This is a genomic window from Phenylobacterium sp. LjRoot225 (genome assembly GCF_964252855.1).
GTDB lineage: Bacteria > Pseudomonadota > Alphaproteobacteria > Caulobacterales > Caulobacteraceae > Phenylobacterium.
This window is the reverse complement of record NZ_CAXUPL020000001.1, coordinates 2201556-2221136: the sequence shown is the minus strand read 5'-3', so window position 1 is coordinate 2221136 and position 19581 is coordinate 2201556. Positions and strand designations below refer to the sequence as shown.

The window sequence follows — 19581 nt, the reverse complement described above, 5'->3', positions numbered from 1 at the left end:
GCTGGGATCTCTTCGGCCGACCTCGGCGAGCTGAGCTCGACGCAGATCACCTCGCTGAGCGCGACGCAGATCGGCGCCGTGAGCACGGTCGCCCTGGCCTCTCTCAGCTCGGAGGCGATCAGTGCGCTCACCACCACCCAGCTCAAGGGCGTGACGACGGCCCAGCTCGCCAGCCTGAGCACGGAAGTGGCAGCTGCGCTGACCGCGACCCAGATCGCCAGCCTGAACACCTCTCAGATCCGCGGCCTGGGCACGGCGAACTTCTCGGCGCTGAACAGCACCCAGATGGCCGCGCTCACGACGACGCAACTCGGCGGCATCTCGACCACTCAGCTGACCGCCCTGACCGCCACTGACATGGGCGAGATCTCTGCGACCATGCTGGGCGCCCTGAGCAGCACCCAGATCGGCGCCCTGACGTCGACGAACTTCGCGGGGCTGACGGCCGATCAGATCGACGGGCTGCAGACCACCCAGCTGAAGGGCCTGACCACCGGCCAGCTCGGCGCGGTCGACATCACCTTGTTCCGCGAGCTGAGCACGAGCCAGGTGCAAGCCCTGACTGCGACGCAGATCGGGAAGCTGGCGAGCAGCGTCATCGGCGACCTCACGACCACAGACGTGGGAATGTTGACGGCGACCCAGATCGGCGGCCTGACCTCGTCCCAGATCGACGCGCTGACCACGACCAACATCACTGCGATGACCACGACTCAGCTCGACGGGTTCACCACCACTCAGGTCCAGACGATGATGGACGCGGACCAGGTGGAAGCCTACGTCCTGGCGCACTAGTCCGATGGACGCCGGCCGCTCCCGCGGCCGGCGTCACCCCTGCGGCGTGATGGCCCTGAGACCGAAGATCCAGTGCAGCTTGGTGGTCCCGGCCTGAATCGCATGCGATGATTTCTCGAACCGAATCATTGCTTAGGCTCGTCGCAGGACGGGCGGGCGCAGGATGGCCGAGAGCTCATGCCGGACACCGTCTTCCTTGACGCACTCCAGAAGATCACTGCGGGTCCGTTCCTGCTTCGAGACCTGATCGAGGCGGCGAACGCGCTCAACGCGTCTGGGCAGTCGCAGCTGTCGCGTCAGCTCTACAAGGTCTGGATCCGGATCAATTCCACCGATCCGCACCTGTACATCGCCGAGTTCAACTGCGCGGTGCTGGACAGCGATGCCGGCGACGTCGCCAGCGCGGCTGAGCTGCTGAAGGCCTCGATCGGCCGGAAGCCGGACTTCCTGCAGGCCTATATCAATCTCGGCGGCGTGCTCGAGCGGGCCGGGGCGCCGGTCAAGGGCATCGAGACCTGGAAGGCGATGCTGGCCCGCGTCGAGCCGGTCACAAGCACGGCCCTAGAGATGAAGCTCACCGCGCTCAAGCAAATGGGGCGGGTCTTCTCGGACCACCACCAGCCCCCTCTCGCCGAGTCCGCCCTGCAGGAGGCGCTCGAGCTGGTTCCGGCCCAGCGGGACGTCATCGAGCAGTACGTCGCCCTGCGCATGGGGCAATGCGAGTGGCCGGTGATGGCGACCACGGAACGGGTCGACCGCAAGACCCTGATGATGGGGATCAGCCCGCTCTCGGCGACGGCTTATGCGGACGATCCGATCCTGCACCTGGGCACCGCGGTGCGGTTCGTCGAGCAGGCGGTTCCGGATGTGCTGGTCAATCCCTACGACCGTCGGAATGCCGAGATCGACCTGACCGACCGGCGGCTGCGGGTAGGCTATGTCTCGTCAGACCTGCGCGACCACGCCATCGGCTATCTGATGGCCGAGCTGTTCGAGCTGCACGACCGCAGCCAGGTCGAGGTCTTCGCCTACTACTGCGGCAAGAAGGACGAGGGCGCGCTGAACGCCCGCATCAAGGCCGCCGTCGAGCATTGGATCGACATCCGCGACATGAGCGACGACGCCGCGGCCGAGCGGATCGGCGCCGACGGCATCGATATCCTGGTCGACGTCAACGGCCATACGCGTGACGGCCGCAGCAACCTGTTCGCGCGCCGGCCCGCGCCGATCCTGGTGAACTGGCTGGGCTATCCGGGCACCATCGGCACGCCCTACCACCACTACGTCATCGCCGACGAGTGGATCATCCCGCCGGGCAGCGAGCACTACTACACGGAGAAGGTGCTCCGGCTGCCCTGCTACCAGCCGAACGACCGCAAGCGGGGCGTGGCGCCGAACCGGCCGAGCCGGAGCGAGTTCGGCCTGCCGGACGACGCCTTCGTCTTCTGCAGCTTCAACGGCGTCCAGAAGCTGACCCGCTTCACCTACGACCGCTGGCTGGAGATCCTGCGCGCGACGCCGAACAGCGTGCTTTGGCTGCTGGATCCGGGCGCGGAGACGGTTCAGCGCCTGGGCGACTACGCCGAGCAGCGGGGGATCGATCGTGCGCGGCTGATCATCGCGCCGAAGCTGGCCAATCCGTTCCACCTGGCCCGCTATCCGCTGGCCGACCTGTTCCTCGACAGCTTCCCGTACGGCGCCCACACCACCGCCTCGGACGCACTGTGGATGGGCGTGCCGCTGCTCACCATCTCGGGCCGCAGCTTCGCCTCGCGGGTCTGCGGCAGCCTGGTGCGCGCCGCCGGCCTGCCGGAACTGGTGTGCGACAATCCGCAGGCCTTCGTGCAACGGGCGATCGAGCTGGCCGGAGAGCCGGCGACGGTGGCGGCGCTCAAGGCGAAGCTGGAGCTGAACCGCGCGACCTGCGACCTGTTCAACATGGACAAGCTCGTCCGCAGCCTCGAGGGACTCTACGCCGGCATGTGCGCCGACTATCTGCAGGGCGAACTGCCGATCCCGGACCTCGCTAATCTCGACGTCTATCTCAAGGCCGCGATCGAGTTCGACCACGACAGCCAGGAGATGCTCGGCGCCGCCCCGGACTTCGACGAGGTCTATCGCGCGAAGCTCGCGGTCCGGAACCTGGCGCGGCCGCTGCGCCCCGACCACCGGCTCTGGCGGCCGGCGGAAGCCGCGGGCGAGGCCGAACTCGTGGAGGTGGAGCCGCGGGCTCGCCAGCGTCGAGCCGGCGGCCGCTGAGCCGCGCCGAGATGAAACGCATCCTCGTCACCGGCGGCGCCGGCTTCATCGGCTCGCACCTTTGCGAACGTCTCCTCGACCAGGGCCATGAAGTGCTCTGCGTCGACAACTTCTACACGGGCGCCCGGCGCAACGTGGCCCACCTGCTCGACAATTCGAACTTCGAGCTGATGCGGCACGACGTGACCTTCCCGCTCTTCGTGGAGATCGACGAGATCTACAACCTGGCCTGCCCGGCCTCGCCGATCCACTATCAGTACGATCCCGTCCAGACGACCAAGACCTCGGTGCACGGGGCGATCAACATGCTGGGCCTGGCCAAGCGCCGGCGCGCCAAGATCTTCCAGGCCTCGACCAGCGAGGTCTACGGCGACCCCACCGTTCATCCGCAGCCGGAAGAATACTGGGGCAACGTCAATCCGATCGGCTTTCGCTCCTGCTACGACGAGGGCAAGCGCTGCGCCGAGACCCTGTTCTTCGACTACCACCGGCAGAACAGGCTGCGGATCAAGGTCGCGCGGATCTTCAACACCTATGGCCCGCGGATGCATCCGAACGACGGCCGGGTGGTCTCCAACTTCATCGTCCAGGCGCTGAAGGGCGAGCCGATCACCCTCTACGGGGAGGGGCTGCAGACCCGCTCCTTCTGCTACGTCGACGACCTGGTGGAAGGCTTCCTGCGCCTGATGGACACCGGCGACGAGGTCACCGGACCGATCAACCTCGGCAATCCCGGGGAGTTCACCATCCGCGCTCTGGCCGAGAAGGTGGTCGAGATGACGGGCGCGGCCTCGCTGATCGAATTCCGCCCTCTGCCGCAGGACGATCCGCAGCAGCGCCAGCCGAACATCGACAAGGCCAGGGCGATCCTCAATTGGGAGCCGACGGTTCATCTCGAGGAAGGGCTGCGCCGCACCATCGCCTATTTCGATAAACTGCTGAGCAGCGGCGCGGCCTAGAAGAACGCGGGTTCGTCAAAAACTTGCCCGGCGCCACTTTGAGGCGCAACATCCCCAAAATAACAACCATGGGGAGATGATTCGTGCGTACGATCCTGATCCTGGCCGCCGTCTCGTCCTGTCTCGGACTCGCGGCCTGCCAGCAGTCCCAGAGCCAAGCGACCGAGACGGCGCCGGCCCCCAAGTCGCTGTCGCGTCCGGCCCAGCTCTACGCCGGCCAGGCGGTGATCCTCTCGGTGGACGCGGCGAGCGTCGCCCCCGGCGAGGCCGACGGCGGCCTGACCCTCAAGGCCAGCGGCAAGACCGAGACCGCGGGCTACTACGAGCTGGCCTTCCTGCCACGGATCAACGCCGCGCCGCCGCCGGACGGCGTCTATGACGTGGACGTGATCGGCTATCAGCCGCAAGGCCCCGCCGCCCAGGTCGTGACGCCGGTGGAGGTGTCGGGACAGTGGACCAACTATCCCAAGGCCCGGCTGAAGGGCGTGCGCTTCAACACCAAGACCAACGCCGTGGTGGCCATGCTGCCGACGGGGTGATGGCGGCGCTTCCCTTCATCGGGGAGCCGCGAGCCTCAGTGCGCCAGAGGCCTCGCCCGGCCACTGGCGGCGAGCGGTCGTGAACCGTCGCCGCGCGCCGAGACGGCGGCGCCGTCGCCTGACGGCTCCAGCGCGGCGGCCATGGCGTCGTCCACGGTCTCCAGCCAGACGAACGCCAGCTTCTGCCGGGTCTCCTCGGGGATGTCCTCGAAGTCCCGACGGTTGCGGGCCGGCAGCAGGACGCGGGTCAGGCCGGCGGCCTCGGCGGCCAGCACCTTCTCCTTGATCCCGCCGACCGGCAGCACCAGGCCGCGCAGGCTGATCTCGCCGGTCATGGCGGTGTCGCTGCGCACGTTGCGGTCGGTGAGCAGTGAGGAGAGGGCGGTGAACATCGCCACGCCGGCCGAAGGGCCGTCCTTGGGCGTCGCCCCGGCCGGGACGTGGACGTGGATGTCCTGCTTCTCGAAGACCTCGGGCGCGATTCCGAGAGCCGCGGCGCGGCTTTTCACCAGGCTCATGGCGGCCTGGGCGCTCTCGCGCATGACATCGCCCAGCTGGCCGGTCAGGATCAGCTGGCCGCGGCCGGGAATTCGCGTCGCCTCGATGAACAGGATGTCGCCGCCGACCGGGGTCCAGGCGAGGCCGGTGGCGACGCCGGGCACGCTCGTGCGCATGCCGACCTCGTTCTCGAAGCGCGCCGGACCGAGGATCTGGCCGACCTCGTCCGGGCCGATGCGGATCGGGCCGGATTCGCCGCTGGCGACGCGCACCGCGGCGTTGCGCAGCAGCCGGCCGAGCTCGCGCTCCAGCCATCGCACCCCAGCCTCGCGGGTGTAGTCGCCGATCACCTGGGCGATCGCCGCATCGTCCACCACGACCTGTTCGGGCGGCAGGCCGTTGGCCTCCAGCTGCCGCTGCAGCAGGTAGCGTTTGGCGATCTCCAGCTTCTCGCGCGCCGTGTAGCCGGCGAGCTGGATGATCTCCATCCGATCGCGCAGCGGGCCGGGAACGCCCTCCAGCATGTTGGCGGTGGCGATGAAGACCACGCGGCTGAGGTCGTAGGGCACGGCGAGGTAGTTGTCGCGGAAGGTCCCGTTCTGCTCCGGATCGAGCACCTCCAGCATGGCGGAGGCGGGATCGCCGTGGGCGCCTGCGCCCATCTTGTCGATCTCGTCCAGCATCATCACGCAGTCGCGCGAGCCGGCCTTGCGGATCGCCTGGATGATGTCGCCAGGCAGGGCGCCGACATAGGTGCGGCGATGGCCGCGGATCTCGGCCTCGTCATGCACGCCGCCCAGGCTGACGCGGACGAACTTGCGCTGCATGGCGCGGGCGATCGACTGGCCCAACGAGGTCTTGCCGACGCCGGGGGGGCCTACGAAGCACAGGATCGGCGCCTTGCCGCCCGGCGCAAGCTTGCGCACCGCCAGGTATTCGACGATCCGCTGCTTGATCTTCTCCAGGCCGTAGTGGTCGGCGTCGAGGATGCGCCGCGCCTCGATGATGTCGAGCGGGGCGGGGTCCGGCAGCTTCCACGGCAGCTCGGCCAGCCACTCCAGATAGGTGCGGATCATGCCGTACTCAGCGCTGGCGTCCGGCGTTCGCTCCAGTCGGCGGAGCTCCTTGAGCGCCTGGGTCTGCACCTCTTCCGGCATCCCGGCGTCGGCGATCGCCTTCCTCAAATCATCGAGATCGGCGTCGGGCTCATCCTCGCCCAGCTCGCGCTGGATCGCGGCCATCTGTTCGCGCAGCACCGCCTGGCGCTGGCGCTCGTCGAAGGTCGCGCGGGTCTGCTGGTTGATCTCCTGGCTGAGCTTCAGCACTTCGATCCTGTGGGCCAGGAGGCGCGAGACCTTGTCCAGCCGCTCGACGAGATCGAGCGTTTCGAGGATGTCCTGTTTTTCTTCGGGCTTGAGGTCCATGTGGGCCGCGGCGAGATCGGCGAGGGCGCCCGGCGCGGTCACCGCCTCGACGGCCTCGCGCAGGGGCGCCGGGGCGGCTGGCAGAAGCTGCAGGGCTTCCAGCGCGCGCTGCTTCAGGCCGACGAAATGGGCCTCGATCTCAGCGCCTTCGGCGAGCGGCTCGGGCAGGTGCAGGCCGCGCGCCGCCAGAAACGGCCAGCCCTCGAGGAATTCCGTGATGTGGAAGCGCTGCACGCCCTGGCAGATCACATGATGCCCGCCGTCGGGGGTGGTGATGTAGCGCAAGAGGTTCGCGACCGTCCCCATGCCGTGCATCTCGGCGGGCGCGGGATGTTCCGCCGCCAGATCCTCCTGCAAGACGATGGCGAACTGGCGCTGCGCGCGGACCGCTTGCTGCGCCGCAGCGATCGCCTCGGGGCTGCTGAGCGCGACGGGCAGGACGATCTCCGGGAAGAGCACCGTGTCGCGCACTGGGACGATGATCACGGCGTCGGCTGGAAGCGGCGGAAAGGCGGCCGCATCCGTGACGCTTTGGCTTTCCGACATGGGTCTCAGCCTCCGGTCAGCGAAGCTTGCGCAGGCTGACCTGCAGGCAGCCATTGGTGACGATGCGGCGCACGCTGTCGTAGCGTCCGGCGGGCAGGGGGATCCGCCGTTCGAAACAGCCCTGCGGCAGCTCCAGCCGGTGAATGACCGCGGTTTGCAGCTGCGGCGGGAGCACGCGTCGTCCGGAGAGGACCAGAACGCCGCCCTCGATCACGGTCTCCACCGCGTCGGAATCCACGCCAGGGAGGGCGGCGAAGATCAGGACCTCGCGATCGGTCTCCAGAACGTCCACCGGCGGTTCCCAGCAGGCCGCGCCGGGGCGGCGACCTCCGGGATTGAAGAACTCGTGTTGGAGGCGTTCGGCCTGTGACAGCATCTGCAAGGCCTCGGCCCACATCCAGGCCGCCGGATCCTCTCGGCGCATTGATATGCCTCCTCGCCTGTCGTTCCTAACGAGCGGGACGCCTGCCCGGGTTCCCGCGAGCGCAGGCAAAGATTAGCACACGGCTGCGCCGCACGCCTTGACAGGGCGCGCGCGGCGGCCGGAATTCGGTCGCCGCCGGACTCAGTCCGCCTACGGAGCATGTGTCACGCGACTGTCATGCGGCCTCGGCATAAGCCAGGTCGAACCTTGGAAGGTGACCCTATGACGACGAAGCTCGGCGTCTCAACGACGCTCGCCCTGGCCGCCAGCGCCCTGCTGCTGTTCGGCTGCGGCAAGTCCTCGCAACAGTCGCAAGGCCAGCCCCCCTCGGCCGGCGGCGGCGCCGTGATCGCCGGCGCCGGAGCGACATTCCCCGCGCCGCTCTACGCCCGCTGGGCGGAGACCTATAAGGCCGACAGCGGTCTCACGCTGAACTACCAGCCGATCGGCTCTGGTGGCGGCATCAAGCAGATCCAGGCGAACACCGTCGACTTCGGCGCCTCAGACAAGCCGCTGAAGCCGGAGGACCTGGACAAGGCGGGCCTCTACCAGTTCCCGACCGTGGTCGGCGGCGTGGTGCCCGTGGTCAACCTGCCGGGCGTGCAGCCGGGCCAGGTCAAGCTGACCGGCGCGCTGCTGGGCGACATCTACCTGGGGACCGTGAAGAACTGGAACGATCCGAAGATCGTCCAGGCCAACGCCGGGGTGAAGCTGCCCAACCTGCCGATCACCGTGGTCCATCGCTCTGACGGCTCGGGCACCAGCTTCCTCTACACCACCTATCTCACCGCCAAGAGCCCGGCCTGGGCCGAGAAGGTCGGGGCGAGCGACGCGGTGGAATGGCCGACCGGCATCGGCGGCAAGGGCAACGACGGCGTGGCCGCCTTCGTCAAGCAGACGCCGGGCGCGATCGGCTATGTCGAATACGCCTTCGCCACCCAGAACAAGATGTCCTTCACCTCCCTGCAGAACAAGGACGGGGCCTTCGTCTCGCCGACCGCCGCGGCCTTCGCCGCCTCGGCCGGCGGCGCCGACTGGGCGAACGCGCCCGGCAACTATCTGGTGCTGATCGACCAGCCCGGCGCGGCCGCCTGGCCGATCACCGGGGCGACCTTCATCCTGGTGCACAAGCAGCAGGCCGACGCCGCCAAGGCCAAGGCCGTGCTGGCCTTCTTCGACTGGGCCTACAAGAGCGGCGACGCCGCCGCCAGCCAGCTCGACTACGTCCCGCTGCCCGCCGCGGTGAAGGACCAGGTCCGCAAGCAGTGGGCCGACATCAAGACCGCCGACGGCAAGGCCGTCTATCCGTAAGGCCCCCCTACGATTGTCATCCCGGTTTTTCGCACAGCGAAAAGACCGGGACCAGTGAACACGGCGGTGCAGGGCAGGACGCGGCCGCGCCCCGCGAACTCTCGCTCTTCGGTGTGCATGGGTCCCGGATATCCGCTGCGCGGATTCCGGGATGACACGCGTGGATGAGCAAGCGCCCCAAGAAAGGCGACGTCCCGACGACAAACCGCCGGGACGCCGCCCGCCGGCTAGTTCATGTAGCGGCCGCCGTTGACGCTCAGCGTGTGGCCGGTCACGTAGCCGGCTTCCTCGGAGGCGAAATAGGCGACGGCTCCGGCGATGTCGGACGGCTTGCCCGGACGCTTCATCGGCATGGTGGCGGCGTAGGCGTCGACGTCGACCGGCGAGGCCCGCAGCATCGGCGTGTCGATGAAGCCCGGCGGCACGTTGTTCACGGTGATGCCCTTGTCGGCGTACTCGACGGCAAGCGCCTTGGTCAGCCCGATCAACCCGCTCTTGGACGAGACGTAGTGCGCCATCATCGGGGCGCCGGTCTCGGTCGAGGAGGAGGAGATGTTGATGATGCGGCCCCAGCCGGCGGCCAGCATGTCCGGGATGATGGCCTGGATGCAGAGGAAGGGGCCGGTCAGGTTGACGCGCAGCACCTTCTCGAAGTGCTCCTGGGTGATGGTCTGGAAGGCGTCGAAGCCGGTCATGCCGGCGTTGTTCACCAGGATGCTGATCGGGCCGAGTTCGGCGTGGGTGCGCGCGACCGCGGCGGCGATCGGCTCTTTCGCGGCGGCGTCGCCCGCACAGACGATGGCCTTGCCGCCGGCGGCCCGGATCAGCTCGGCGGTCTCTTCCGCCCCGGCGGCGTTGAGGTCCCACACCGAGATCGCCGCGCCGTCGGCGGCGAGCCGAATGGCGATCCCGCGGCCGATCCCGCTGGCGGCTCCGGTCACCACCGCCACCTTGCCGTTCAAAGACATAGAATTCTCCACAATGGGGCCGGCCCAGGGTTGAGGCGGCCGGGGTCTGCAAGATCGTGCCCGGCGTGCGCCTACATCGGCGCAGTGTCGATCGTCGGGCGGATGAGGATTTCCGAGATGTTGGCGCGCGGCGGCAGGCTGGTGACGAAGACGATGGCGGAGGCGACGTCCTCGGCCTTCATCGCGCCTTCCTTGCCGACATGCTGGCGCATCGCTTCCTTCAGCTTCGGATTGGTCATGCCTTCGGCCACCTCGGTGGTCGTCGCGCCCGGCTCGACGATGCAGACGCGGATGCCGTAGCCGCCGACCTCCTGGCGCATCCCCTCGGTCAGGGCGGTCAGGCCGAACTTGCTGGTGGAATAGGGGCCGAAGACGCCGGCGGCTCTGCGGCCCGCCGTCGAGGAGATGTTGACGATGTCGCCGCCGCCTTGCGCCCTCATCGGCCCAATGGCCGCCTTACAAGTGTAGAGCGTGGCCATCAGGTTGATGTCGATGACGCGGCGCCATTCGGCGGTGTCGGCGTTTTCGACGCCGCCGGCCTGGATGACGCCGGCCGAGTTAACCAGGATGTCGAGCTTGCCCAGCCGGGCCACCGTCTCCTCCACCACGCGGGTGGCGACGGCCTCGTCAGAGACGTCGCCGGGCAGGGCGATGGCCTTGCCGCCGGCGGCCTCGATGCGGCGCACCAGATCCTCCAGGCGTTCGGCGCGGCGCGCCGAGACGGCGACCACGGCGCCGGCCTCGGCCAGCGCTGCCGCAGCAGCCTCGCCGATGCCCGATGAGGCCCCGGTGACCAGCGCCACGCGTCCGGCGAGTGCTCCTGCCATGTCGATCTCCCTCTATCGCCCAGTCCGGCGGACTGGGCGTCCGCTCGGGCGGCGGCCATGCTCAACGAATGGCGCCTGTTGGGTTTCATTGTGGCGCCGGCGCAGCCCTCCGCGCCCGCGAAGGTTCCCATGCCCGCCGTGCTGGTTTCATAGGCGTTTCCTCGCCTGAAGGTCACAGTGCAACTCCATGCATATGCAACAGACCTGTTCATTTTTGGCGCGGGAAAGCCATCTGCGATACCGGCGGCTCCTCGGCAGCAGCCGAACCAACCCATGGCAGGATGAGACACGAATCTGTGGGTCGGGCCGCCGCTCATGGGAAAGGGATCGCGCTATTGCATGGTACAGGGCGGCTTGAGGAGTTGCAGGCATGAGCGACGAGACCCTGGAGGCGGGCCTGCGCGGGGCCCGGACGACGGCGGCGATCCGCCGGGCGATCCAGGAAAGCCCGGACAGCATCCGCACGCTGGCCGAACGCTACGGGGTCAATCCGAAGACGATCGCCAAGTGGCGCAGCCGCGCCTCCGTCGAGGATCGCAAGACCGGCCCGCAGAACCCGAAATCAACCGTGCTGACGCTGGAGCAGGAGGCGATCATCGTCGCCTTCCGGCGCTACAGCTTCCTGCCGCTGGACGATTGCTTCTATGCGCTGGGCAGTTTCATTCCGCAGCTGACCCGGTCGTCGCTGCACCGCTGCCTGCGCCGGCACGGCGTCTCGCGGCTGCAGGGCGGCGAGGGCGCGCCGAGCGAGGCGGGCTGTTTCGACCTCCACCTGCTGACGCCGGAGCGCGAGGGCGGCTTCAACCTCTTTCTGGCCGTCGACCGCGCCAGCAAGTTCGCCTTCGGCGATCTGCACGCCCAGCCCACGCCGGCCGCCGCTGCGGAGACCCTGCGCGCCCTGGTGGCGGCGGCGCCGAACCGGGTTCACGCCGTCGTCGTCGAAGCCGAGACGCCGTTCGCCCAAGGTCAGGAATTTGGCGAAGCCTGCGCCGCGGCGGGCGTCGAGCTGCGGACCGCCGAGGCGCGCTGGACGCCCGTCCAGATCGAGCTGATGACCCGCACCATGCAGGCGGCGGCGCGGCGGCGCGCCGCCGGCGACCGCGATGCGCACCTGCGCCAGCTCGCCCAGGTCATGCAGGCCTATAACGGTCGATGCCGGTTGAAGACCCTGGGCGGCTTGACCCCCTCGGCCCACCTGGCCCGAATGTCGATGGAAGCCGACCCGCTGGCCTGCGCCGCCGCCACGCCTCGGAACCCGCCGGCGGCGAGGGCGCGGGGCGCTGCGGTCCGCCGCGGCCGCGATCCGGCGAACACTCGTGAGGTCATTCTGCGGGCCGCGCGCAGCTGCCTGGCCAAGGACGGGCCGGAGGGGCTGAGCCTGTCCGAGGTCGCCCGGGTGGCCGGGGTCAGCCGGGGCGCCGCCTACCAGCATTTCGAGACCCGCGAGAAACTGGTCACGGCCACCGCCGAATGGGTCTCCGACAAGCTGTTCCGGGCGGTGTTCGGCGACTCGGCGCGCGAGCGCTCGCTCGATCAGGTCGACATCGCCGGGATCACCGACCGCCTCGCCAACTACGCCATGGACAATCCCGAGCTCTGCCGCGCCTGGCTGCTGCAGGTCCTGTCCTCGCCCGATCCCGCCGCCGACAGCTTCTGGCGCGAATACGCCGGCTCCCAGGCGCGGTTCGCCCGAACCGAGCTGTCGCAGGCGGACCTCGACGCCGAGGTGCAGTCGGTGATCATGCTGGCGGGAGCCTTCCTCTGGCCGGTCTGGGCGCGGTCCCAGTCCACCGCCCCAGAGGACCTGCGCCGCTTCGCCCGCCGCTTCTCCCAGGAGTGCCTGCGGATCTCGATGTACGGCAAGCTCAAGAGCGAGCGCTATCCGGAGATCGCCGCGCGCCTGAAACGGGAGGCGGCCAATTCCGCCTAGGTGGGCGCCCGTCCCTCGGCCTTCCGCTCGCTGTAGCGGTCGACGAGGTATTCGGCGCGGTCCCGGGTCAGGAGGGTGAATTTCACCAGCTCCTCCATCACATCCACGACCCGGTCGTAATAGGCCGACGGCTTCATCCGGCCCTCGTCGTCAAATTCCTGGAAGGCCTTGGCCACCGACGACTGATTGGGGATGGTGATCATCCGCATCCAGCGCCCGAGCAGGCGCAGGGTGTTGACCGCGTTGAACGACTGCGAGCCCCCGCTCACCTGCATGACGGCCAGCGTTCGGCCCTGCGTCGGCCGCACGCTGCCGACCTCCAGCGGGATCCAGTCGATCTGCGCCTTCATGATCCCGGAGATGGCGCCGTGCCGCTCGGGGCTGCACCAGACCTGCCCCTCCGACCAGAGGGACAGGGCGCGCAGTTCCTGCACCTTCGGGTGGTCGGGCGAGACCGCGTCCGGCAGCGGCAGCTCCCGCGGGTCGAAGATCCGGGTTTCGGCCCCGAGCCGCTCAAGGATGCGGGCCGCCTCCTCGACGAGAAGCCGGCTGTAGGAGCGTTCGCGCAGCGACCCGTAGAGCAGCAGGATGCGAGGCGGATGGGTCGAGACTGCGGGGGCGTTCAGCTTCTCCGGCGTCGGCCTGTCGAGGAACTGCGGCTGCAGCGCGGGGAGCTCGGTCATGAACGGCCTCGGAGGGGGAAGGTGGCGAATACGACTTCAAACTGTCTCATAATTCTGGTATTGTCGAAATATGGAAATGAAGTCCGCCGTCTCGAGCCTCGCGGCGCTGGCCCATGAGGGGCGGCTCTCCGCCTTTCGCCTGCTCGTGCAGGCCGGCGCCGACGGCCTGGCGGCCGGCGAGATCGCCCGTCGGCTCGAGGTGCTGCCGAACACGCTTTCCGCCAGCCTGACCATCCTCAGCCATGCAGGACTGGTCGCCTCGCGCCGTGACGGCCGGTCGATCGTCTACACCGCCAACTATGACGGCATGCGCCAGCTGCTCGCCTTCCTGATGGAGGACTGCTGCGGCGGCGCGCCTGAAATCTGCGCTCCGCTGGTCGCCATCGTCAGCCAAGGCTGCGAGGCCGAGGGGCGCTGCGCGTGAGGGAGGAAAGCCACATGACCAACGCGACCGCCGACAAGGTCTACAACGTCCTGTTCCTGTGCACGGGCAACTCGTGCCGCTCGATCATGGCCGAGGCCATCATGAACCGCATCGGCCGGGGACGGTTCAAGGCCTACTCGGCCGGCTCGATGCCGACGGGCACGGTCAACCCGCACGCCCTCGATCTCCTCCAGAGCCTGCATCATGACACGAGCGGCATGAGGTCGAAGTCGTGGGAGGAGTTCACCCGCGACCAGAACCCGGACGCTCCGGAGCTCGATTTCGTGTTCACGGTCTGTGACAACGCCGCGGGCGAAGTCTGCCCGATCTGGCCAGGCCAGCCGATGACGGCCCACTGGGGAATGCCGGATCCTGCGCTGGCGCACGGCTCCCAGGCCGAGATCGCGATCGCCTTCGCCGACACCTATCGCATGCTCAACAATCGGATTTCCCTGTTCATGAACCTGCCGATGGCGTCGCTCGATCGGCTTGCGCTGCAGAAGCGGCTCGAGGACATCGGCAAGCCGCAGGACGCGCCGGCGCCGACCGCGGAATGAACAGTTCCGTCGAGACGTCGTCGCGGACGCCCCGCCCGCTGGACGCCAGCCTGGAGCCGCCGCTCGAGGCGTTCGGGCCGCAGCAGCGCCTGGCGGCCGAAGCGCTCGGGACGACGCTGCTGCTCGCCGTCGTCGTGGGCTCCGGCATCATGGGCGAGCGTCTGGCGGCCGGGAACGACGCGGTCGCCCTGCTGGGCAACACCTTGGCGACCGGCGCGGCCCTGGTGGTTCTGATCACCGTTTTCGGGCCGATCTCCGGCGCGCACTTCAATCCCGTGGTGACGGCGATGTTCGCCGCCAGGCGCGAGCTGAGCTGGCGCCTCGCCTTCGGGTACATGGCGGTCCAGGCGGTGGCGGCGATCGCCGGGGTCTGGGCGGCCCACCTGATGTTCGCCGAACCGGTCTTGCAGGTCTCCACGAAGGCGCGCGACGGCCTTCCGCAGGGCTTCGCCGAAGCGGTGGCGACCTTCGGATTGGTCGCGACCATTCTCGGCTCGCTGCGTTTCAAGCCGGACGCGACGCCGACGCTCGTGGGCCTCTACATCACCGCGGCCTACTGGTTCACGGCCTCGACCTCGTTCGCGAACCCCGCCGTGACGATCGCGCGAAGCCTCACAAACACCTTCGCCGGCATCTCCCCGGCCTCCGCGCCGCTGTTCATCGCCGGCCAGGTGGTCGGCGCGGTCGTGGCGGTGACCACCTTCAACTGGCTTCTGGGCCGGAGATCCACGACATGACCGGCTTCCCGATCACCATCTTCCACAATCCGGCCTGCGGCACGTCCCGCAACACCGTGGCCATGGTCGAGGCCGCCGGCTACCAGCCCGAGATTGTCGAGTATCTGCAGGCCGGCTGGACCAAGCCCCAGCTGCAGGCGCTGCTGGCCGCCATGGGCGCCAGGCCGCGGGACATCCTGCGCGACAAGGGAACGCCAGCCGCCGAGCTGGGCCTGCTGGACCCGAAGGTCAGCGACGAGGCGATCCTGGACGCCATGGTCGAGCACCCGATCCTGGTGAACCGGCCGATCGTCGTCACCCCCAAGGGCGTCAAGCTCAGCCGGCCCTCCGAGGTCGTCCTCGATCTGCTGGATCGCAAGCCGGCGAGCTTCACCAAGGAGGACGGCGAGATCGTGCGGCGGTAGCGGCTTGGTCCCGGATGCGGGCCGGGCTTTACAAGACAATCGGCGAACGTGATGAGGTGCGCCCGCCCTTTCGACCGCAGCTCAAGGCCCGCGCGAGATGATGGTCTACGACGAACCGGTCCGCCTGGACTTCGTGCGCGGCGACGCGAGCGGCCTCGACATTCCGGCGCATGACGCGGCGCTGCGCGCCGCCGGCGAGACCTTCCTCACCGACGCCTTCCGGGCGTTCGGTTCGCTTTCCGCGGACAATCGGGTTGTCCGGATCACCGGTTGCGAGTCCTTCCCCGGCGGCAACTCGGGCCACAAGCTGTTCCTGTCGGTCGAATATGAGCGCCCGGAACCGGGCCTGCACAGCGACCTCTTCGTGAAGTTCTCCCGCGACTTCGCCGACGCGTTTCGTGACCGTCGCCGGTACGAACTGGAGGCCGAGGTTCGCCTGGCCGCCCTGTCGCGCCACCCCGGCTTCCCGATCGAGGTTCCAGCCGCCTACTTCGCGGACTTTCATCGCGACTCCGGCACCGGCCTGCTCATCACCCAGAGGGTGGCCTTCGGTCGCGACGGCATCGAGCCGCTCCGCCCGAAATGCATGGACCATGAGCTCGCCGAGCCGCTCGCCTACTACCGGGCGACCGTGACGGCGCTGGCGCGCCTGGCCGCCGCGCACCAGTCGGGGCGGCTGTCGCCGCAGGTCGAGACGCTCTTCCCCTTCGACGCGGACGCGGCGGCGGCCGAAAATCCAATTCCTTGGACCGAGGCGCAGCTGCGCGAGCGCGTGGCGGCCTACGCCGCCTTCGCCGAACGATGTCCCCAGCTGCTGCCGGCCAGGATCGCCACGCCGCAGTTCATCGCCCAGCTGGAAGCCGAGGCGGTCCGCCTGCTGCGTCACCAGGCGACCATCCGGCGCTTCCTGCACGCGGACCGCGACTTCATCGCGCTCTGCCACTGGAACACCAATATCGACAATGCCTGGTTCTGGCGCCTGCCGTCGGGCGGTCTCCAGTGCGGGCTGCTGGACTGGGGAATGGTCCGCCAGATGAACGTGGCCTGCGCCCTGTGGGGCGGCCTGTGCGGGGCGGGCCCGGATATCGTCGACGGTCGTCTCGAGGAGCTGCTGCCGCTCTTCGCCGCCACCCTGCACGAGCAGGGCGGTCCGCGGCTCGAGGCGGCGGAGCTCAGGCTCCACCTCGACCTGTCGGTGGCGATGCTTGGGCTCTCCATGATGATGGACGTCCCGGCCCTGGTGCTCTCGCGCCTGCCCGAGGCGGCCGACGCCGAGGGCCCGCTCGACCCCGTCCTCTTCAAGGACGAAGTCGCCCGCGGCTTCCTGCACGTCTTCACCGCCTTCCTGAGCCTCTGGCAGGCCCACGGCTTCGGGGCGAGCCTCGACGCGGTGCTGCGGCGGTCGCCTGCGGCTTAGGGCGGTGCGCTGTCCGGCGGCGGGCCTTCGCCAAATTGCCGAAGGGCGCGCTCCACCAGCATGACCGCTTCGGGATAGCCGTCCGAAACCCCCAGCGCGGTGTCGGTGACCAGGGCGCGCGCAAAGGCGGTGGTGATCGCCACGATGGCGGCGGCGGGATAGGCCTGCTGGTCCACGCCACGCCCCTCAAGCAGTCGCGACACCGCCTCGATCTGCAGGGCGCGGAAATGTCGGGCGGAGCGGATGATCTCGGCGCGGATGGTTTCGCGGTGGCTGGCGATCGCCTGCAGCTCGGACGAGATCACCGCCCCCGCTGGATCGCTGTGCAGCTCCCAAAGCGCCCTCAGCGGCTGAGGCGACGCCATGGCCTGCTCGAAGCGCGCCAGGCGATGGGTCGTGATCCTCTGAACGACCGCCAGGATCAGGTCGTCCATCGTCTGGAAGTAGTAGTAGATCAGCTGGGTCTTCAGCCCGGCCTTGGCGGCGACCTGCCGGGCGGTGAACGCCGAGTAGCCTTCCTCCCGGAGAAGCTGTTCCGCCGCCTCCACGAACAGCCCGCGGTTCTTCGCGCCGTCGACCCCCATCCTGCGAGGCGCTGCCATTCCTGGATCCATCCCCCTGCGAAGACCTCGGCGGTACTACAACAGTCGCCGCCGAGCCACTACGCCCGGCCCACCATAGGGCGTCGGACGGCGATGATGCGCTGTCGACGGTCGATTGACCCCTGCAAGCCGCGAATGCTAATGAAGCGTTCAGCAAAGCTTTTTTGAAGCCGCTCGCGCCGCCCCAGGCGAGGACGCCGGCAGGGAGATCGGCAGATGACGTTCGCCACCAGGGCGCTTACGCCGCGCATCGGAACCGAGATCATCGCCAGCAAGGAGACCTTGCTGGCGGGCGGCCATTCGCAGGAGATCCGCGATCTGCTCGAACAGCGCGGCGTGCTGCTGTTCCACAAGCTCGGCATGACCGACGAAGAGCAGGTCGAATTCGCCAAGACCCTGGGCCAGGTGATCCCGCAGGGCGAGAAGGGCATCTACAAGATCACCCTCGACACCCGGCTCAACGACACGGCGCACTATCTGAAGGGCACGCCCTACTGGCACATCGACGGCGTCCAGGATGACGTCCCAACGCGCGCGTCGCTGCTGACCGCCCGCGTGCTGTCGAAGGTGGGCGGCCAGACCGAATTCGCCAACACCTACGCCGCCTACGACGACCTGCCCGAGGACGAGAAGCGCGCCTATGAAAAGCTGCGCGTGGTCCACACCCAGAAGATGATCCAGAGCAAGGTCAATCTCCATCCCAGCAAGGAAGAGCTGGAAGCCTGGGATCGAACCTTCGCGCCGAAGACGCATCCCCTGGTCTGGACCCACCAGTCCGGCCGCAAGTCTCTTGTCGTCGGCATCCACGCCGCCTCGGTCGAGGGCATGGACGAAGCCGAGGGCCGCATCCTGATCGACCGGCTGCAAGCCTGGTCGACCCAGCCGCAGTTCGTCTACCGGCACGAATGGACCGTGGGCGACATGATCATCTGGGACAACACCGGCGTCATGCACCGGGTCGAACCCTATCCAGCCGACAGCGGCCGTCTCCTGAGCCGCACCACCCTGGTCGGCGAAGAGGCGCTGGCCTGAGGCTAGGCGTCAGACCAGGACGCTGCGCATCACGAAGCGGACGAGGTCGGGTTGGCCGCGGGCGCCGGTCTTCGAATAGATCTTCTTCGAATAGTTGCGCGCTGTTTCGAGCGTCAGGCCGAACTCCGCCGCGGCTTCGGCGATGGTCATGCCGCGGCTGAGCGCCAGCGCCAGCCGCGCCTCGCTGGGCGTCAGGGCAAAGAGCTTGGCGAGCTGGTCGCAGCGATGCGCCGAAGGCGCGTTGTCGCCGTGGACATAGGCGATCACCGCCGGGTTGGGGCCCGCTGAGATCGGCTGACCGTGGGTCGGGGCAAGCAGCATGTCGAACCACGGATCCTGGTTCAGGGTGATCGCCCGAGCCCGGCTTTTCGGGTTCGCCGCCAGTTCGCGGATCGCCATCACGATCTCGCGCTCCAGCTTCGCCGGGCGTGCGGCCAGGCGGCCGTCGGCGTTTCGCCGCAGGATCGAGGACTTCGCCAGGATGTCGGTCCCCAGGGCGTTTGACTCCAGGACCCGCCCTGTCGCGTCCAGGGTGAACCAGCCGAAGTGCAGCCGGCGGATGGCCTCCGCCGCCACCGAGGCGTTGAATCGTTCGTGCTCCAGGGCTGCGAAGTTGCGCAGCGCGCCGCGCAGGGCCGGCGCGATGGCGCTCAGGAGGTCGTCCTCGGCGGCGCCGAAGTCCGTTTCGCGCCGGGCGATCGTCAGCCAGGCGTTCACCCCGCTCGCCTCCTGCACCCGCATCATCCGCATGGCCGCCATGCCGCTCGGCACGACGACATCTCGATAGAAGTCGACATGGGCCGGATCGTCGAACCGAAGCAGTTCCGCAAGCGCGTAGGGGCGACCCTCCGCCAGCTGGTGATAGGGCAGGGGGTCCGTCTGGTAGAGGTCCTCGTGGTAGAGCCGCTCCACCAGCGGGGGCGACGGGGCGCCCGCGAACAGGTGGACCACGGCGTTGAGCGGACGGCCGGGCGGGCGAAAGATCAGGCTGGCGTAGTCCGCAGCGGTCTTACGGCGAAGGCCGTCGAGGAAGCTGGCCCAGAGCGGGGCCTCGAACGCTCCCTCGAGGATGGCGGTCAGGAGATCGGTCTCCAGATGAGCGTCAGGCATGGCGGCTCTCCAACCTCTTACGTCAATCCCCCCGTCATCTGCGATCGCACCTCCCAAATGGGAGGTTTCCTCCGCCGTGTCGTATGACAATCGTGGGTCACTGGCTAGCCGCGCAAGACGGAGAGCCAGGAGGAA

18 protein-coding genes and 1 pseudogene are annotated in these 19581 nt (G+C 68.5%); 12 read left to right on the top strand and 7 right to left on the bottom strand.

The features are described from left to right. The 4 genes and pseudogenes from ACSQ2B_RS10335 to ACSQ2B_RS10320 form a co-directional block, all read left to right on the top strand. Positions 1-795, top strand: a pseudogene (locus tag ACSQ2B_RS10335) (ice nucleation protein); the annotation flags it as partial. Between the two features lie 177 nt (positions 796-972). Next, positions 973-3054, top strand: a complete 2082-nt coding sequence (locus ACSQ2B_RS10330; RefSeq protein WP_436049537.1) for an O-linked N-acetylglucosamine transferase family protein — start codon at positions 973-975, stop codon at positions 3052-3054. An 11-nt stretch (positions 3055-3065) separates the two neighbouring features. Next, entirely contained in the window at positions 3066-4013 is a 948-nt protein-coding gene (locus ACSQ2B_RS10325) for a UDP-glucuronic acid decarboxylase family protein (protein ID WP_436049535.1), read from the top strand. A gap of 83 nt (positions 4014-4096) precedes the next feature. Then, complete coding sequence (locus tag ACSQ2B_RS10320; RefSeq protein ID WP_436049533.1) at positions 4097-4552, top strand: hypothetical protein; 456 nt, start codon at positions 4097-4099, stop codon at positions 4550-4552. Positions 4553-4587: 35 nt separating this feature from the next. Here ACSQ2B_RS10320 and lon read toward each other — a convergent pair whose 3' ends face one another. Continuing rightward, on the bottom strand, positions 4588-7020 hold the full coding sequence (gene lon, locus ACSQ2B_RS10315; protein ID WP_436049532.1) for an endopeptidase La: 2433 nt from the start codon (positions 7018-7020) through the stop codon (positions 4588-4590). A 16-nt stretch (positions 7021-7036) separates the two neighbouring features. Beyond that, positions 7037-7444, bottom strand: coding sequence for an Hsp20/alpha crystallin family protein (locus ACSQ2B_RS10310; RefSeq protein ID WP_436049530.1), 408 nt, complete (start codon positions 7442-7444; stop codon positions 7037-7039). Positions 7445-7666: 222 nt separating this feature from the next. Between ACSQ2B_RS10310 and pstS the strand changes: the two genes are divergently transcribed. After that, complete coding sequence (pstS, locus tag ACSQ2B_RS10305) at positions 7667-8755, top strand: phosphate ABC transporter substrate-binding protein PstS (protein ID WP_436049528.1); 1089 nt, start codon at positions 7667-7669, stop codon at positions 8753-8755. 227 nt (positions 8756-8982) lie between these two features. On the opposite strand, the gene ACSQ2B_RS10300 is transcribed toward pstS, so the two are convergent. Next, complete coding sequence (locus tag ACSQ2B_RS10300) at positions 8983-9723, bottom strand: SDR family NAD(P)-dependent oxidoreductase (protein WP_436049527.1); 741 nt, start codon at positions 9721-9723, stop codon at positions 8983-8985. Positions 9724-9794: 71 nt separating this feature from the next. Further along, a complete protein-coding gene (locus ACSQ2B_RS10295) occupies positions 9795-10550 on the bottom strand; it encodes an SDR family oxidoreductase (RefSeq protein WP_436049526.1) in 756 nt (251 codons plus the stop codon). A 370-nt stretch (positions 10551-10920) separates the two neighbouring features. On the opposite strand from ACSQ2B_RS10295, the gene ACSQ2B_RS10290 reads away from it, so the two are divergent. Next, the gene (locus tag ACSQ2B_RS10290) at positions 10921-12480 is read left to right on the top strand and encodes a TetR family transcriptional regulator (RefSeq protein ID WP_436049525.1); all 1560 of its coding nucleotides are present in this window, start codon (positions 10921-10923) and stop codon (positions 12478-12480) included. Here the strand turns inward: ACSQ2B_RS10290 and arsH are convergent. Continuing rightward, positions 12477-13163 carry an arsenical resistance protein ArsH gene (gene arsH, locus ACSQ2B_RS10285; protein ID WP_436049523.1) on the bottom strand — a complete coding sequence of 229 codons (687 nt, stop codon included), beginning with the start codon at positions 13161-13163 and terminating at the stop codon, positions 12477-12479. The two genes, ACSQ2B_RS10290 and arsH, sit on opposite strands and share 4 nt — an antisense overlap. A 70-nt stretch (positions 13164-13233) precedes the next feature. Here arsH and ACSQ2B_RS10280 point away from each other — a divergent pair, with 70 nt between their 5' ends. The 5 genes from ACSQ2B_RS10280 to ACSQ2B_RS10260 all read left to right on the top strand — a co-directional run bounded on the left by ACSQ2B_RS10280 (position 13234) and on the right by ACSQ2B_RS10260 (position 16702). Continuing rightward, a complete protein-coding gene (locus tag ACSQ2B_RS10280; RefSeq protein ID WP_436049521.1) occupies positions 13234-13587 on the top strand; it encodes an ArsR/SmtB family transcription factor in 354 nt (117 codons plus the stop codon). Positions 13588-13601: 14 nt separating this feature from the next. Further along, positions 13602-14144 (top strand): arsenate reductase ArsC, encoded by a 543-nt coding sequence (locus ACSQ2B_RS10275; RefSeq protein WP_436049519.1) that lies wholly within the window; start codon positions 13602-13604, stop codon positions 14142-14144. After that, the gene (locus tag ACSQ2B_RS10270) at positions 14141-14881 is read left to right on the top strand and encodes an aquaporin (protein WP_436049518.1); all 741 of its coding nucleotides are present in this window, start codon (positions 14141-14143) and stop codon (positions 14879-14881) included. Before ACSQ2B_RS10275 ends, ACSQ2B_RS10270 begins: the two co-directional genes overlap by 4 nt. Further along, on the top strand, positions 14878-15285 hold the full coding sequence (gene arsC / locus ACSQ2B_RS10265) for an arsenate reductase (glutaredoxin) (protein WP_436049516.1): 408 nt from the start codon (positions 14878-14880) through the stop codon (positions 15283-15285). The genes ACSQ2B_RS10270 and arsC overlap by 4 nt, the downstream gene beginning before the upstream one ends. A 97-nt stretch (positions 15286-15382) precedes the next feature. Next, positions 15383-16702 carry a hypothetical protein gene (locus tag ACSQ2B_RS10260; protein ID WP_436049514.1) on the top strand — a complete coding sequence of 440 codons (1320 nt, stop codon included), beginning with the start codon at positions 15383-15385 and terminating at the stop codon, positions 16700-16702. On the opposite strand, the gene ACSQ2B_RS10255 is transcribed toward ACSQ2B_RS10260, so the two are convergent. After that, entirely contained in the window at positions 16699-17304 is a 606-nt protein-coding gene (locus tag ACSQ2B_RS10255) for a TetR/AcrR family transcriptional regulator (RefSeq protein WP_436049512.1), read from the bottom strand. The two genes, ACSQ2B_RS10260 and ACSQ2B_RS10255, sit on opposite strands and share 4 nt — an antisense overlap. Positions 17305-17520: 216 nt before the next feature. Between ACSQ2B_RS10255 and ACSQ2B_RS10250 the strand changes: the two genes are divergently transcribed. Further along, positions 17521-18336: a TauD/TfdA dioxygenase family protein gene (locus ACSQ2B_RS10250; RefSeq protein ID WP_436049510.1), complete on the top strand. Its 816-nt coding sequence runs from the start codon at positions 17521-17523 to the stop codon at positions 18334-18336. Between the two features lie 9 nt (positions 18337-18345). On the opposite strand, the gene ACSQ2B_RS10245 is transcribed toward ACSQ2B_RS10250, so the two are convergent. Next, positions 18346-19446 carry a helix-turn-helix transcriptional regulator gene (locus ACSQ2B_RS10245; protein WP_436049508.1) on the bottom strand — a complete coding sequence of 367 codons (1101 nt, stop codon included), beginning with the start codon at positions 19444-19446 and terminating at the stop codon, positions 18346-18348. Between the last annotated feature and the right edge of the window lie 135 nt (positions 19447-19581).